Below are 14,606 nucleotides of genomic sequence, written 5' to 3'. Positions count from 1 at the left end.
TGCTGGGCGACCGGGCGGTCCAGGCGTATCAGCGCGAGGTCGTTGTTGTTGGCGGCCTTGCCCTCGCCGTTCACATAGCCGGGGTGGACGAAGATCCGGTCGATCTTCCGGACAGTGCCGCCGGACTTGCGGTGCTCGCTGCCGACGCGCACGATGCCGTCCAGCTCCAGGCCGTCACCCTTCACGCAGTGGGCCGCCGTCAGTACCCACTGCTTATCGATCAGCGACGCCCCGCAGTTCCCGTCGTTCAGACCGAGCGTGGGGGCCGACTCGGGGACGGTCGCCATGAACGGGTAGTGCTCGGTGGAGTTCGATCCGTTGACGATGGCTCCGGCGCTGCCGGCCATGACAGTGGCGCAGGCCGCAGCTGCGAGAACGCCGACGGCAGCGGTGCGGGCGGTATGGCGGCGCAGTGGCTTGAAGCTGAACACAGGTGGTTCCTTTTGTGCGGTGGATCCGTGCGCATTCAGCCTCGTTGTTTCGATGCCTGCCAGACCATCCGGGTAACGGGTCAGCCGATGGTATGGCCCTCTTCCCCTCCGTACTGGGGAAAACCCGAGGCCCGGAGTGAGGGAGGCTGCCCGGCGAAGGACTTCGCAACTACCGGTTCTCGGCGAACGTGCAGATCATCGTGGACGCAGACACGCGGCTGGTGGTGGCTGCCGCCCGCCCGGTGCCGAGCACGGTGACGCCCTGGCACTGGGCGGGCGCCGTGCGGCGAGACTTTGGGGCACAGTCCCCACTCGCACTCGGGGCAGGTCAGTGGCACGCGCGGGCGAGCCCGGTGGATCTGCTTCCAGGTGATGCGGCCCTCGCACCCGAGACCCTCCAGGGTGAGGTCCAGGACGCTGTGCTCGGGGTGGATCGCGCTGAGCGGCATGGCCGGGCCCGCCCTTCACACCGTACCGGCGTCACGCACGGGGGCGGGACGGGGTTCGGGAAGCGAGGTTCTGCGGGGGCTGTCCGGTATGGTCCCGGCCGGTTTGTCCGTCACGCTGCTGCCGCCTTGTCATTGCCGCCGAGCACGCTGAAGTCGACGTCCAGGCGGGCGTCGTAGTCGTCAGGGGGTGATGCCGAGCTCGTGGGGGAGTACTCGCCGAACTGCTTGATGTGCTCGGTCAGGTACGCCTGCGTGAGGTCAAGCGGGTCGACGGGGCGGCCTTCAGCCCGCAGTTCGCGGACCACGTCGGCTTTGAAGAGCGCCGGTCAGGCATCGCGTGTGCATGACTGTTGCGTTGGTCGGTGGAGCGGGGTGGGGAGTCGTTGTTGGGCGATGCCCCGGCGGTCGGGCCGACGAGGAATTCATGGCGAGCGCGACCTCGCCGACGGCCCGCCGCCGTCGCGGTGGGCGCGACCGCGGGGCGGCAGGCGGCCCGGGCACCCGCGGCGGCGGGGCGGTGGTTCGGTCCAGGGGCCGTGGCGGTCGGAGACCCACCGCGCGGCGAGCAGACCGGAGGCTGCGGTCAGGGCTGCCGCGGCGCTGACAGCGGCGTTCAGGTTGAGGGTGTCGGCCAGGACGCCGGCGATGAGGTCGCCGACGGCGTAGCCGATGTCGCGCCAGAAGCGTTAGGTGCCCAGGGCGTTGGCCCGCCACGCGGGGTGGACGTGGTCGGAGACCGAGGCGATCAGCGCCGGATAGAACCATGGCCGTGCCTATGCGGCCTGCAGGAGCATCCCCCACACGATGAGTGGTTTGCGGCCGATGCGGTCGGCGAGGTGGCCGGTGTAGGTCTGCCCCAGGCCCCACAGGATCGGGTAGATGCAGAACGTTCGCGGCGACGATCAGGCTCCAGGACGGCGCCCAGGCGAGGATGAATGGGACGGGGATGCCGAGGATCCGGCCGGCCACGAGGATCTGCTTGCGACGGAAGCGGGTGGTCAGGGCGCCGGCGGCGAGGTTGGTGAACGCCTTGGTGACACCGAAGGCGATGATGAAGGAGAGGATCGCCAGACTCATGCGCCAGCAGACGGTGCGCATCCCGGCCGCGGACCGCCCCTACAGCGACGGGGTGTTTGAGCTCGCTGGCCCTGGAATGCAAGGCCAACCACCGCTGCGCATAGCCAGCCCCAAGCAATGCACTGACGGTGACCGAGACCTTGCTCGCCTTACTGTCCAGGCAGGACGGCGGCCCCTGCCCAGGGCGCTGCGTGCAGGGGCCGTCCATCGCCCTGCGGTCCTGTCACAGCGCAAGGCACTACGACGCTAAAACCCCAGCACCCAACCCCGCTCGCTCGGCGCGTCGGCAGGGTGAATGAGTCCCCTCCCAGACGCCTCACGGCCACCTTCACCACCCGCGGCGGCACCCAGTGGTCCTGGTCGCCTGCGGCGGTCCGCATCAAGATTTTTTTCGCGGCCCCCGCTCAGGGCGTCAGGCGGGTCGGAGGCACGAGATGAAGACCCACAGCCCGGCCAGCGACCGGACGCACAGTGGCGGCCCGCCGGTGCGGCTGGGCCTGCGCGAGAACTGGCTGCAGTTCACGCTGCTGGTGATCGTCAACGTCTGTGTCGGCGGTCTGGTCGGTCTGGAACGCACCACCGTTCCGCTGATCGGCTCCGAGACCTTCCATCTGACCAGCGACCTGGATGGATGAAGGCCGTGTGGTCCGGGATGATCCAGTTCGGGCTGGTTGCTCTGCCGATCAGGCTGTACGCGGCCACGGTGGAGCATCCCGTGCGTCTCCACGAGATCCATGTCGCCGACGGCAGCCGCGTCGAGCACCGCCGCTTCTGCAAGGCCGAGAACCGGGAGATCCCCTACGAACAAGTCGGCAGGGGATTTGCCCTGGCAGACGGGAGCGTGGTGCCCCTCACGGAGGAAGACCTCGCGCACCTGCCCTTGCCCACAAAGCGGACCATCGACGTGCTGGGCTTCGTTCCCTTCGAGGACATCGACCCGATCAGTTTTGGACGGCCGTACTACGCGGGACCCGGACCAGCCGCCGACCGCCCGTACGCCCTGCTCGTCGAGGCACTCGCCCGCACCGGCAACGTCGCCGTCTTCAAACTCGCCCTGCGCAGCCGGGAGCGCCTGGCGCTGCTCCGCCCCCGCCACGGCATACTCATCCTCCAGACTCTCCTATGGCAGGACGAGCTGCGCGACCCCGGAGACCTCGCACCCTCCACGCCAGTCACCGACCGGGAGCTGGAACTGGCCGAGGTGCTGATCCGGGATCTCACCGGCATCAACGTGCGCGAGGTGCACGACGACTACGCCCACGCCCTGGAGCAGCTCGTGGACGCAAAGATCACCGACGGTGAGCTCGTCGAGCCGACGGAGCCTACCCCGGTGCTGGACCTGATGGCAGCACTGCAGGAGAGCGTCCGGGCTGCCGAGCGGGTGTACAAGCGTCCATCGGCACGGCATCGGCCATAACCGTTGTTTGGCCAGGCTGGCTTCCAACTCCTCCGCAAACGGGTCCTGTTGGCGTGACAGAAGGGCGACCGCGTCGCAGACTCGCGGCAGATCCACGTTGGCGCGTGGCCTGTCCGCACCAAGCCGGCACGCGGGCTGCGCCGCTGCGGCGGGCCGGTCCTGCACCCGAGCCAGCCTGGGCGGACCGGGCGCGGACCGTGCCTACCAGGCGCACATCACCACCTGCGCCTGCTGCGCCAACGTGTGGACTGGACGGGCGGCTGCGTTGCCTGTCATCGGGGCATGGCAGCCCTCGCACCAAGCGATCGGTGTTCCGTCAGCAGATGTCCTCACCGGCCTCGAACTGCTTCCTGTGGTACTCGGCGAAGTACTTCGCCAGATCCGGCGAGACCACGCTGAATCCTCTGACGGTTCCCTCGTCCGTGAAGGCGCAGAAGACGGTCTTTTCGTCGATGATGGCGATACTCAGCGGGTCCACGCCGGCGCTGTCGAACGTCCTGAGGACGTAGCGGAGGCCTCCGAGGCGGGCGGCGAGATTGTTCTGCTGGCGGGCCCACTCCTTCATCTCCGAGGTCCTGGGTTTGCACATGATCCGCATGAGTCGGCGGTCTGAGTCCTCTGCGGCCCAGTCCGTGCACGCCTTGAAGTACTCCCGGGCTTCGGGTTCGAGCTTCGTCGGAGGAACGGTCCGGAAGTAGGTGGCCCGCACGCAGTCCTCGGCCTTCTCCACCGCCTTGCGGAGCTCGGAGTAGAACGACTTCTGGCTTCTGTAGGTGATGACACTCGGTGAGCTGTCCCGGAGAAGAGCGAGTTCCTCCTGCGTGGACAGCAACTGCTGCTTGATGGAGTCTGCTTGTGCCATGAGGATGCCGAAAGCGAGCAGGGCGACCGGTCGGCCGTAGTCGTTCACGCCGGCCGCTGCGATCAGGTTGCGCACGAACATGATGACGGACACGAGGAAGGTGGCGGCCGACAGGAACGCCCCGGGACGTCGTGCCCAGGCGGTGAGGGAGTGCGGTCCGGACAAGGTGCCTCCTAGCTGGCGGCGTTCGTCAGACAGGGCAGCCATTCAACGTTCTACGCGCGTAACTGGTTCCCTGGCAAGAGGGCCCAAACGGATCTCGAACGCCCTCGCCTTGTGTTCGCGGGCTTGTGGGCTGACTCGTCAGATCTCCTTGAAGGTCGCGGTGATGTCGAGCTCTTCAAGGGGTTGCTGGATCTGTTCGGCAGCTTTGGCCTGTGTCACGAGTTGGATTGCGCCTTGCAGGTAGCTGATCTGTCTTTCGTCCAGGGCCATGTAGAACGTCCTGAAGAGTGCAGCGAATCCGTCGGCGCTGTAAGCATTGTCGACGGGGCTAGCACCGAGGGGTCCATCTCCGGCGTGCTCTGCTGACGGGCCTTCTCGATCGCGCTCCGCAACGCGTCCTGCAAGTCCGGAAGCCCTGTCATATCGCAGCGATATTTGATCGCCCGTACCTGCCCGACGATGTTGGTCGGTACTTCGGCGCCTTCATGGTGGATCAGGATCATCCGATTGCGCAGACACATCGCCCAACCCAACTCCATCGCGACCGACGTAGAGGGGAAGGATAGATCGATGACCACTACACCAGCCCGGTCGACGCCATTCCATGCGGCGACAACGGACTTTCGGTCGTTCCCGGGATCCTGTCAGCCCGTTCAGGAGTCAGATCCAGCGACCGAACGGCCTCGGCGAAGTATTTTTCGTAAAGCACATCGAAACCTGCCATGACACCGTTGGTTAAATTGCGCTCTCCGTACGGCATGGTGAAGAAAACGACGTCGTCTACGGCTACACTGGGTCAGAATTTCTGCCAGTTCCATATTTTTCACCTTTCTTGGATCGTCTTCTTGAGCCCGCTATGTCATGTGTGCGGGCAGGGCTGGTCACGGAGGCGAGTGGTTACTCGCCTCCGTAAACCGGAAGGGAGGAGATGGGAGGCTGTCTAGCATTCCCCAGCTGTCACGATGTGCGTGACAACTGTGCTGTTTTCCTCAGGGTCTTGATGAAGAACATGTCCTGATCAGCAGAGTTGAGAACTTGCTCCGGAGTCATCCCGTGCCTGGCCCAGCCGCGCCCGATGCAAGCGGTCAGCCGAAGTGTGGCCGAGCCAGCGCGAATCGGGTGACTGAGGGCGGTGTGAATACGAGTAATAAGTTCGTCGAGTTGCTGGAAGGACCGTCCCACCACCAGGAGCGAGAATTCATCGCCACCTGTGCGGGCTAGAAGATCCCCGGGATGGGAGAGTTTGGTCAATCGCTGCACGACCTCGATCAACACTTCGTCGCCCACATCTTGTCCGAACTCAGTATTGACCTGCGTGAAGTCGTCAAGCCCCACGGAGAGCACGGCCAGGCTCGTTACACGTTCACGTGGGCTCGATGTGTTGCACAACCGGTGCAACTCGCTGCGCAGCACCTCGCCGGTGAGTGCGCCGGTAAGCGGATCACAGGTGACGTCTGCAGCACGGCTGGACCGGTCGTTACTGCACTGCTCCACAGTGATCAAGTAGCGGGGACCATCCGCACTTTGGGAGTGGTCGGTGACGGACGCAGTGCTGATGCTGATGGTGGTGGTGACGTAGGTGCCGTCGCGGCGAGTGAGGCGCACTGTGCTGCTGGCGTTCGCCCACGAGATGCGGAACCAGTCGGCAAGGTCATCTGGGTGGACGAGGTCTTCCATGGAGAATTCGCGCAAGGCGTCGGGGCTCCGATCGAGGAGCCGGCAGAGGGCGTCGTTGACCTTAAGCAGCTTGCTCCCGTGGCCTGGAGGCACAGCAGCCAAGGCCATGGGCCTCGGTGACAGGGTCACAGTCCGGAAGAGCCGGTCCTCGTTCACCTGCAGACGCGTCTGCTCGCGCCCCGAACGAGCCAACACACGCTTGGCCTCGGTACGCAGCCGGGCGTTGGTGATGGCCAATGCGGCTTGGGCAGCGTAAAGCTGGAGTGCCTCCAGCTCCCAAGGCCCCGGCAGCATGCCGTCTCGTGGATCGTCGACCGACAGGACTCCTAGCAAGTCACCGTCAGCGGTGCGCATCTCGGCGAAGAGACGATCCGCAGCATGCCAGCGGCCCGGGGCCCAGCCTGTTCCTTCCGTGTGCCAGGAAGGAACACCGTCTCCGTCGGTGGTCCATCCGATCTCGTGAGAGACGTAGACAACATCTCCCCAGCGTTCACCCATCGACAGACGGACGTCCCATGCGGCGCGGGGTCCGACGCGTCCCACCATGAACGTCTCAGCGGTGTCGTTGCCCGTCACCGCGATGACGGCCAGATCACCGTCGGGGCGAACCAGATTCAGGCAGGACACCCCGTAGTCGAGATCGTTCACCAGGCCGTCGGTGACAGCCTTGAGGGTGTGGGCCAGGCTCTTGGCCTCATGTAAGCGCTCGCAAGCTTGCCGCAACCGCGCCAGCCGTGCTGCTGACGCCTCCCAGGCGCCGGCTGCAGTGTCCGGCGAGTCAGTGGTGTGAGCGGAGGCACGCCGTTGCTCGATGGCATGCAGTTCGTAGGCGGCATCCGGTACCCCATGCCGGGAGGCGAGACGGAACCAGTACGCGGCGCGCTCGCAGTCCGCGCGCTGGGAAAACTCCAGGCCCAGAGCATACGCGGCGCTACCGATCTCCGCCTTCTCTGCCGAGAAGTCGGATTCAGAGCTCTGCTCAGAGCCGTGCTCGCCGAGCTGCTCCATCACCTTGTGGAACCCGGAGGTCAACTCGTCGTCCGTGAAGGACGGGCGAGGTTCGCCCAACTCGGCGATCAATGTCTCGAGCATCTCCATGCCCGGCTCGCTCTGCTCGTGCGTCATCCGCGTACCCCTTGGCCGAGAGGGAAGAGATAGCCCTGAAGCTCGGGCATGGCCCGAAGCTCCCGCTTCGCTGAACTGATGAGCTTCTTCAGGCCCTCGACGCCGATTCCCATCAACTCGGCGGCGCTGCCGCGATCCAAACCGTCGATGTAACGCAAGGTCACTGCCTGCCGTTGTCGCTCAGACAGGCGAGCGAGGGCTTGCTGAACATCCAGCCGCGCCGCCGCGCGGTCACTCTCTTCTCCCTCTCTGGCTCCACCCCGGTCCAGCATCTCGTGTAAGAATGCGTCGCCGAGCAGCTCTGCAGCCTTGCCGGCCTCCTCGAACCAGTCCGCCACCCGCCGTCTGGCGATAACGAACAGTGGTGCCACTGGATCCTCGTAGCCTTGCCAGGAACGGCGGAAGTACGCGACCCACACCTGCTGGCAGATGTCAGCGACAGCTGTCTCGTCCCGGACACGCCGGCTGACGTAACCGACCAACCGCGGATGCTGCTCCCGATAGACGGCGAGCCTTGGATCCGTCACCACACTGAGGCCCAAGACCCTCGACGTACCCCGCCAACTGCTACCGCACGTCTTGCCCGGCGTACGCGGAGCGAGCAGACCTGCCAGTCAGCAGACGGATGCCACACGGAAGCAACCATCAGCACGCGCTCCCCTCTCATCGGATGCCTTCAACCAATAGGTCCCCGCACGCGCACCAAACGGGTAGTCCACTCTTCCAAGAAGGAGATGAAGCCGGGGCGCCTTGGTCACGTCCACCGAGGTGGTGTATCGACGACCACTCGGTGATCTCGTTTCTGAGGCTGTGCGGTGAGTTCGGTGGGCAGGTCGGTGTCGTCGGTTTCTGTCTCTGACCTACAGTGCGCCGCCCCGCTCCTGGAGCTGCCGGCTCTTTTCGAGAGTCGCGGGGTCGACGGTCCAGGGGGCGGAAGCTGGCGGAGGCGACCATGTCGGTCGGGTCCTCGCCGGGCTGGAGGGAGACGGGCACGATGATCCGGGCGATCTTCGTGGTGCCGTCGCGGTTGAGCCGCAGGGCCCGGCCGATGTTCTGCACGATCTCGACTTGGGAGCCGCGGGTGTCGGCAAGCACACGACCTCGACTCCGCGCTCGCCGGTGATGTCGACGCCTTCCCCGAGCACACGACAGCTCGCGAGGAAGGCACGGTGCACCCGGCGCCCGGCTGCGTCGATGCCGCCTGCGAACTGGCGCAGCACTTCGCGCCGTTCGCTGACGAGGTGGTCGCCGCACAGCCACGCCGACCACACCCGGTCCGGCGGGACGTGGCGGCCGGCCTCCAGCTCGTAGAACTCCGCGTCGATCGATGACTTCGGCAGCCGGTCCGCGGCCGCCAGGGCTTCGTCGGACGCCTCGGTGACGTACAGCTCTGCGGCCGTCTGGGGCAGCTTCTCGGCGAACGCGGCGGCCTCCTCCACCTTCTGGTGGAACGTCATGGCCGTACGCAGGTTGTGCGCCGCGGCGTGTTCCAGGAGCGCGGTCTGCAACAGGGCGAGGCGCCGGCCCCGCTGCGCCTCCTACGATTCCCCGGGGAGGGGGGAGGGGTCGCGGATCTCCAGCACGTCGATCTCGAATCCGGCGAGGATGCCCCGTTCGATCGCCTCGCTCAGCTCGAGTTCGGCCAGCCATGCGCCGTATGTCCCGTCTGGGTCGTCGGCCATGCTCGCGATCTCCAGCTCCTGGCCGCCCGTGCCCCTCTGCGGCCGGGGCGAGGCCAGGATGCGCGGCGTCGCCGTGAGGTACAGCCGGAAATCCGCCGGGATGCGGGTGTTGTCGTGGATCGCCGCCCAGGGCCGACCGAGATCACCGGCTGCGGGGGAGTGTCAGTAGAGAGTCGTCATCTGGGTGTCAGCCGTGTAGTCCTAGTGACCTGCTAGTCGGTACTGACAGGCCCTGACGGACCGGTGCTGACATGAGTGACGAAACGCCATGTCATTCTCACGCCGACTCCTACAGCAGTTGCAGAGTTTACGCAGGTCGGAGCTGTGAGACCTGAGCTGCGGAGCTTCGTTCGATTGGTCGCGACGACATGCACCTGGTGCGGGAGACGGGGCGACTGGGCGACCCGAGGCCCGATGTCGAGAGTACAGCGATGAGGCCGCCTTCCTGGCGGGTCACACGGACCAAGGGGACGATGCCCAGCCACGGTATCCGGTTGCGGTCGCTGAACCAGCAGGACCTGACGCCAGCGGTGCGCATTCGTTCGGTGCGGGCGCGGATGTCCGCCGCGGTGATGTTCGCCAGTTGCGCTTCCAATGCGACCCGGCGCCCGGTTGCGGTGGAGGCAAGGACGTCGGCCCGCCGGCTACCGCTGGCGCCAGCGCCGCTCACCTCGAGGTTTGCGGCCTACTCGCCGCGCGGGCCGCCTGGGCGAGCTCCAGCTTGAGCAGGTGATGGGCCATGGATTCTTCTGCCAGCGTGCACCGCGGTGCACCGGCGGCGTGGGCGAAGAACTGCATGCCTAGCGGGGACACCTTGACGTGCATGCTGTGGTGGCACTCTGGATACCTCAGATCTGCAGGTGGGCGTACTCGGTGAATGGCGGTCCATTCCCATCCGCATCCCAGGCCCGGAAGCGTTGCGTCAAGTCGCCCCCCATTCCGGGTGTTCAGCGGTGAGCTCACGAGTGTCTGCCCCGAAGGCCGGGCGCCGGCGGAACGGCGGACGGGACCGGCCACAAAGAAGGAGGCGCGTCGTTACGGGTGACCTGGTTGACGCACATGGCCGGCGGATCTCCTTTGCTATCGCGGCTGGAGATGGCCGTGGCGGTTGAGAAGGCGTGTGAAGAAGTCGGTGAGTATTGCTTGTCCGGCTTGATGGTCGCGCAACTCGTGACGGCCGATGCGGTAGACCTCGTAGCCCTGCAGCGTGAGTTGGCGGTCCTCCGCCACCATCGCGGCGTAAGCCACGGGATCGGCGAGCCAGACGGGGCCAGGCTGCTGCATCGCTGGCATGTCGACATGCCGGCCGTAGTGCTGGATGCCGTCGACCTCGATGACCGCCCGGGCGCGGTGATTCATCAGTAGCAGGAAGTCCATCCGCTGGCGGGGAAGACGACTGAGACCGCTGTACGGGTCGTAGTGGAGGTAGACCTGGGGGATGAGCGCCGGGAGATCGAAGCCGAGCTTGACGTAGGTATCGAACACCAGCAGCTCGGCACCGTTATCGCCCAGCGAGCGACGCAGCCGCTCCCGCAGCGAGATGCGCGCCCGAGCTGGATCACCCGCCTGCTCGGGGTGCCGACGAACCCACCAAGCCACCAAGTCTGCCCAGCTCAGCCCGCGCTCCTCCAGAGGCAGGTCGTATACCAGGCAGTACTGCTCGTTCTTCACGATGCGGATGGTGTTGCTGATCGAGTCGGGCAGCACGATCTGCGGTTTGGGACCATCGGCGGCGAAGATCAGGTTCTTCAACTCCCCGTCGACGCCGCGAGCACCCAGTGTGCCCAGCAGAGCCTTCAGATCGTCGTCGCCGTACTCCCTGATCACGCGCCGCGCGATGTCCACGAGCTCGGGCAGAGACTTGCCCTGCAACCGCGCTCGCACATAGATGCGCTTACTCCTGAACGGGTCCTCATCAGGCTTCTGAGGTTCCAGTCCCAGGTACTCACACACGGCGGCGAGGTCATAGGACTTCACGACGTGCAACGCACCGGCTATGGCTTCACGAAGAGCAGCTGGAGTGACCGCAGATGCAGACGACATCGCATCATGATGGCCCTGATTACCTCGTCGGCACAGAGGGCAACTGCCCCCGCTGCACGTGGTACTGACCTGATTCGATCAACTCCGCTGCGGTCGCCTGATCCGGCTGACAGACTACAAAGATGGTCATGGATGCCGACGAAGAGGCCGAGCTGGTACTGGCCCAGACGGCCATCCTGCTCGACCGCCAAGGAGACCGCGAAGCCGCACACCTCCTCGTGGACGTCACCTACCTCGAATTCGAACACACGGGGGACTCCTACCGCACGTCAGAAAGCTCCTGGGTCGGCATCATTGCCGCAGTGCTGTACGTGGATGATCACCTAGTGTCCGCGTTCACCGACGACATCCGGGAACGCATCACGCCAGTCCTGATCGACGTCGCCCTGCGCAACGGCTACACGGCGACCGACCGCGTGTACATCAAGCAGGTCCTGCCGGCGATCACCAAGGACTGGCGCAGCGACTTGAGGGAGCGAGCGCAGCAACGGCCCACCAACCAGGCCCGCCGGGAGCGGCATGCTCCCAACCATCCAGTAGAGGATGGTCTCGCGCTCGGCAGCCGGCAGGAGCACCAGGTGTATCGGGCGCTCAAACAGATCCAGGCCGCGACTCCGCCCGATCGCACCATCGCCATAGCACCTCTACCCGGAGTGCGGCTGCAGGCTGGCCACACCTGGACACCGGACATCATCGTGCTGGGGAACGGGCGCGCAGTCGTCTTCGAAGTGGACGGACCCCACCACCGGGACCGCCGTCGATATGCCGATGACAGGAACCGAGACCTTCAATGGCAGCGTTGCGGCATCCAGGTCGTCCGCCTACCAGTGGAGGACCTGCAGCACGGAGAGCAACTCACCAATCGACTCAAGGAAGAACTGGTGCGGCATCTCTGGCCCCGATGACCATTTCCCCAGCAGCTCAACCGGCATACGCTGCTCGGATGCCGAAGGAATCTCGCGAGGCCAAGCGGGCACGGAAGGCGGCGGCCAAAGCAGCCGCCCGAGCCCGCGCGGCTCGTATCGTTGCTGGTGAGATCCCCGACTACCTACAACAGCCGGCCTCCGCTGTCCGACGGCCTCAGCCGTCCAAGCACAAGGTGGTCCAGGCTCCGCCCGAGCGTCCGGCCAAGGCAATCATCCCACCGTCGAATAGGCCGTTGAGGCCGCGGGACCGCGAGCAGTACGCAGATAACGCACCCCCGTTGTGGGTGAAGGAGGCCCAGCATGCCGAAGATGACTAGCGGCCCGGCACGGGCATGGCATCCAGGTATGACTACGGCCTCAAAAGAAGACATCAAGCACATGCGGCCCAAGCAGTGGAACAAATACCGCCGCCTCGGCTTCACCTGGGCGGAGATTAAGAGGATCGATCGTGCCATCGGTCGCGGCGAGACCACCCTCACCCTCAAGACGACTGCGGGCGGGGCCACACTTACCCTCCCGCCTCGGTGGCGCTGACTACGGTGGCAACGTCGATGACCTGCCACGCCTGGCGGTCGTGTTCGAGAGCGCCAAGGCCACACCGCGGAAGCTGGCCCGCCACTTGGACACGATCCGTGAGCCCGGCGACCCGACGATGTCCCCGGCCGTCGACGCGCTGCCGCAGTCCTGTTCGACGGCCGCTGGGTGCGTATGCACGTGCTCTTCGACGGCCACCCCACCGCTGTCGTTCTTGGACCGGAGGCCCGCGAGTAGTTTGCCACCGTCGTCCTGGGACGGGTTCCCTCTGGTACCTGGCGCAGGCTCGCCCCGATGGCAGGCGCCGCCCCGAAGTCCCGTGTGCACCTGGGTCGCGTCGTCCGGGGCGGCACCGCCCACCAGACGCAGGTGCTGACCCTGACCGACGCCGAAGTCGCCGAGCGGGCCACCACCACGGCGACCGGGGAGGACCGACCTGGGCCGGATACGTCTCGGGGAAAACGAGGCGACATGGCCCACGAACCAAGGCCGCGCGCCACCTGCCTCGGGTTCACCCGCCCCGACGGGTGAACGAGGTGGTTGTGATCAGCGTGGTCGCGGTGGGTAGGCGGTGATGCTGGCGGCCACCAGGACGCGGCCACTGGGGGAGCAGGTGGTCATTGTGCGGTGAACCCGGTGCAGGCGATGAAGCGTTGTGAGCCGTCGCCGACGGACCAGACCACGGTGTATGTGCCGGGTGGGTAGTGAGTGGCGGCTCCTGGGAAGTCTCCGGGCCAGACCACGGTGGCCGGAGTGTCGGAGTGCACGGTTGTGCGTGCCAGGAGTGAGGTGCTGTCGGGCACGTAGATGCGGGCCAGGACGGGCATCTCGGCCTGTACGGGGTCGAAGTTGCCGTACTTATTGCGCAGGGTGAGTTCCACTGCGTCTCCGGCCCGGATGTCACCGGGGGCGACGTACTGCCAAGCCCCGTCGACTTCTGCTTCTTTCCAGGGCGCGCAGTCCACTTGGTCCGGCAGGTAAGTGAACGGCGGGGGCTGCAACGGCGAGGGGGACGTCGGCGACGTCGTGCGGCCTTCCGCAGAAACGACCGACGACGTTGTGGAGGGCGTTGGTGACGCGGTGTCGCGGGACTCCCCGCTGCGGGCCGGTTCCGCCGCAGGCGGGGCGCTGACGGCCTTCGTCCGGCTGCTGGACAGCGCCGTTTCCTGGCCCTGCTCGGGTGTGGAGGCTGATGATGCGGCGATTGCTCCGCCGATGCTGCCCACAACAGCCGCGACGGCAACGACCGCGACCAGGAGTTTGACGCGGCGGCCCCGGGCTGCGGCGGGCCAGGAGGCATCGTCCTCGGGCGGCGGGCCCCAGTGGGCGCTTACCAGTTCGGACACCAGTGTCGGCTGCTCCTGACCGCGCGAGGTGGCGGCCGTGGCCTGTGCGGTGAGCAGCGCCGTGCAGGTATCGCGGAGTTGGGCGGAGGTGGGCCGGGCGTCGGGTTCTTTGGCGAGTGCCTGCACAATCAGCGGGAGCAGGGAGTCGGGCGTGCCCTGCAGGTCCGGCTCGGCGGAGAGAACACGGAAGGCAACGGCATCGGGGGCGCCGGTGCCGAAGGGGAGGCGGCCTGTCGCGGCGTAGGAGATCAAGGCGCCCCAGGCGAACACGTCCCCCGCGGGTCCCACTTCACCTGTGCGGTAGTGCTCCGGACTGATCCAGCCGGGGGTGCCGGTCATCACCCCGGTGCGGGTCACCGAGGTGCCGTCCAGGAGGTGGGCGATGCCGAAGTCCAACAACCGGGGGCCGGCGGGGGCGAGGATGACGTTCTGGGGTTTCACATCCCGGTGGATGATGCCCGCCTCGTGCACCGCAGCGAGCGCGGCTGAGGTTCCGGCGGCCAGCGCGTACAGCCGGGCCCCGCCCAGGGCGCCGCTCGCGGCGAGATACTGCTCGAGGGTGGGGCCGGGCACAAACCCAGTGGCCAGCCACGGAACGAGGCCGTCGGTGTCGGCATTGAGCACGGGCACCAGACACGGGCCTGTCACCCGCTGGGAGAGTCGCACCTCCCGGCGGAAACGGGCCCGGAACTCCTCGTCTGCCGCCTGCGAGGGGTGGACGACCTTAACTGCTATCTGTAGCCCTGAGGAATCGAGCGCGGCATACACCGTGCCCATGCCGCCCGTCCCGAGCCGCCCGATGACGCGGTAGGGGCCTATGCGGCGGGGATCGCCAGGGTGCACCGGCTGGATACGGCCGGACATAAAGGCTC

The 14,606-nt window shown here is 66.4% G+C and carries 13 protein-coding genes and 1 pseudogene; 4 read left to right on the top strand and 10 right to left on the bottom strand.

All coding sequences use genetic code 11. From position 1 onward, the window contains the following. Together ACWC91_RS38780 and ACWC91_RS38775 are read right to left on the bottom strand one after the other, a co-directional pair. Window positions 1-431: S1 family peptidase (locus ACWC91_RS38780; RefSeq protein WP_450641443.1), on the bottom strand; the 431-nt coding region annotated here is incomplete at its 3' end. 559 nt (window positions 432-990) lie between these two features. Next, window positions 991-1,185: a hypothetical protein gene (locus ACWC91_RS38775; protein WP_281156437.1), complete on the bottom strand. Its 195-nt coding sequence runs from the start codon at window positions 1,183-1,185 to the stop codon at window positions 991-993. 1,206 nt (window positions 1,186-2,391) lie between these two features. Between ACWC91_RS38775 and ACWC91_RS38770 the strand changes: the two genes are divergently transcribed. Together ACWC91_RS38770 and ku are read left to right on the top strand one after the other, a co-directional pair. Beyond that, on the top strand, window positions 2,392-2,592 hold the full coding sequence (locus ACWC91_RS38770) for a hypothetical protein (RefSeq protein WP_281156438.1): 201 nt from the start codon (window positions 2,392-2,394) through the stop codon (window positions 2,590-2,592). Beyond that, window positions 2,589-3,374 carry a non-homologous end joining protein Ku gene (ku, locus tag ACWC91_RS38765; RefSeq protein WP_450641446.1) on the top strand — a complete coding sequence of 262 codons (786 nt, stop codon included), beginning with the start codon at window positions 2,589-2,591 and terminating at the stop codon, window positions 3,372-3,374. Before ACWC91_RS38770 ends, ku begins: the two co-directional genes overlap by 4 nt. A gap of 316 nt (window positions 3,375-3,690) precedes the next feature. Here ku and ACWC91_RS38760 read toward each other — a convergent pair whose 3' ends face one another. The 7 genes and pseudogenes from ACWC91_RS38760 to ACWC91_RS38730 form a co-directional block, all read right to left on the bottom strand. Continuing rightward, window positions 3,691-4,401, bottom strand: coding sequence for a hypothetical protein (locus ACWC91_RS38760; protein ID WP_281156440.1), 711 nt, complete (start codon window positions 4,399-4,401; stop codon window positions 3,691-3,693). A 138-nt stretch (window positions 4,402-4,539) separates the two neighbouring features. Then, window positions 4,540-4,671 (bottom strand): hypothetical protein, encoded by a 132-nt coding sequence (locus ACWC91_RS38755; protein WP_281156441.1) that lies wholly within the window; start codon window positions 4,669-4,671, stop codon window positions 4,540-4,542. A 687-nt stretch (window positions 4,672-5,358) separates the two neighbouring features. Then, the gene (locus ACWC91_RS38750; RefSeq protein WP_281156442.1) at window positions 5,359-7,203 is read right to left on the bottom strand and encodes a GGDEF domain-containing protein; all 1,845 of its coding nucleotides are present in this window, start codon (window positions 7,201-7,203) and stop codon (window positions 5,359-5,361) included. Beyond that, window positions 7,200-7,745, bottom strand: coding sequence for an RNA polymerase sigma factor (locus ACWC91_RS38745; protein ID WP_281156443.1), 546 nt, complete (start codon window positions 7,743-7,745; stop codon window positions 7,200-7,202). Before ACWC91_RS38745 ends, ACWC91_RS38750 begins: the two co-directional genes overlap by 4 nt. Window positions 7,746-8,127: 382 nt before the next feature. After that, window positions 8,128-9,035: pseudogene (locus ACWC91_RS38740) on the bottom strand (DEAD/DEAH box helicase); the annotation flags it as partial. Window positions 9,036-9,192: 157 nt separating this feature from the next. Beyond that, the gene (locus tag ACWC91_RS38735; RefSeq protein WP_450641449.1) at window positions 9,193-9,555 is read right to left on the bottom strand and encodes a competence protein CoiA family protein; all 363 of its coding nucleotides are present in this window, start codon (window positions 9,553-9,555) and stop codon (window positions 9,193-9,195) included. A 410-nt stretch (window positions 9,556-9,965) separates the two neighbouring features. Then, entirely contained in the window at window positions 9,966-10,862 is an 897-nt protein-coding gene (locus tag ACWC91_RS38730; protein ID WP_281156445.1) for a hypothetical protein, read from the bottom strand. A gap of 194 nt (window positions 10,863-11,056) precedes the next feature. Between ACWC91_RS38730 and ACWC91_RS38725 the strand changes: the two genes are divergently transcribed. Both ACWC91_RS38725 and ACWC91_RS38720 read left to right on the top strand, forming a co-directional pair. Continuing rightward, window positions 11,057-11,833, top strand: a complete 777-nt coding sequence (locus ACWC91_RS38725; RefSeq protein ID WP_281156446.1) for a hypothetical protein — start codon at window positions 11,057-11,059, stop codon at window positions 11,831-11,833. Window positions 11,834-12,682: 849 nt separating this feature from the next. After that, window positions 12,683-12,919: a hypothetical protein gene (locus ACWC91_RS38720; protein ID WP_281156447.1), complete on the top strand. Its 237-nt coding sequence runs from the start codon at window positions 12,683-12,685 to the stop codon at window positions 12,917-12,919. Window positions 12,920-13,005: 86 nt separating this feature from the next. On the opposite strand, the gene ACWC91_RS38715 is transcribed toward ACWC91_RS38720, so the two are convergent. Beyond that, window positions 13,006-14,598: a protein kinase domain-containing protein gene (locus tag ACWC91_RS38715; RefSeq protein WP_281156448.1), complete on the bottom strand. Its 1,593-nt coding sequence runs from the start codon at window positions 14,596-14,598 to the stop codon at window positions 13,006-13,008. Window positions 14,599-14,606 lie beyond the last annotated feature (8 nt).

Source organism: Streptomyces sp. NPDC001204 (assembly GCF_053598035.1).
The sequence above is the reverse complement of the archived record's forward strand: the minus strand, read 5'-3'. Positions and strand labels throughout refer to the sequence as shown.

Excerpts from the sequence above, each read along its gene's own strand:
- ACWC91_RS38720 (WP_281156447.1), top strand. The coding sequence starts at position 12,683 with ATGGCAGGCGCCGCCCCGAAGTCCCGTGTGCACCTGGGTCGCGTCGTC.
- ACWC91_RS38770 (WP_281156438.1), top strand. The coding sequence starts at position 2,392 with ATGAAGACCCACAGCCCGGCCAGCGACCGGACGCACAGTGGCGGCCCG.
- ku (WP_450641446.1), top strand. The coding sequence starts at position 2,589 with ATGAAGGCCGTGTGGTCCGGGATGATCCAGTTCGGGCTGGTTGCTCTG.
- ACWC91_RS38725 (WP_281156446.1), top strand. The coding sequence starts at position 11,057 with ATGGATGCCGACGAAGAGGCCGAGCTGGTACTGGCCCAGACGGCCATC.
- ACWC91_RS38715 (WP_281156448.1), bottom strand. The coding sequence starts at position 14,598 with ATGTCCGGCCGTATCCAGCCGGTGCACCCTGGCGATCCCCGCCGCATA.
- ACWC91_RS38755 (WP_281156441.1), bottom strand. The coding sequence starts at position 4,671 with ATGGCCCTGGACGAAAGACAGATCAGCTACCTGCAAGGCGCAATCCAA.
- ACWC91_RS38750 (WP_281156442.1), bottom strand. The coding sequence starts at position 7,203 with ATGACGCACGAGCAGAGCGAGCCGGGCATGGAGATGCTCGAGACATTG.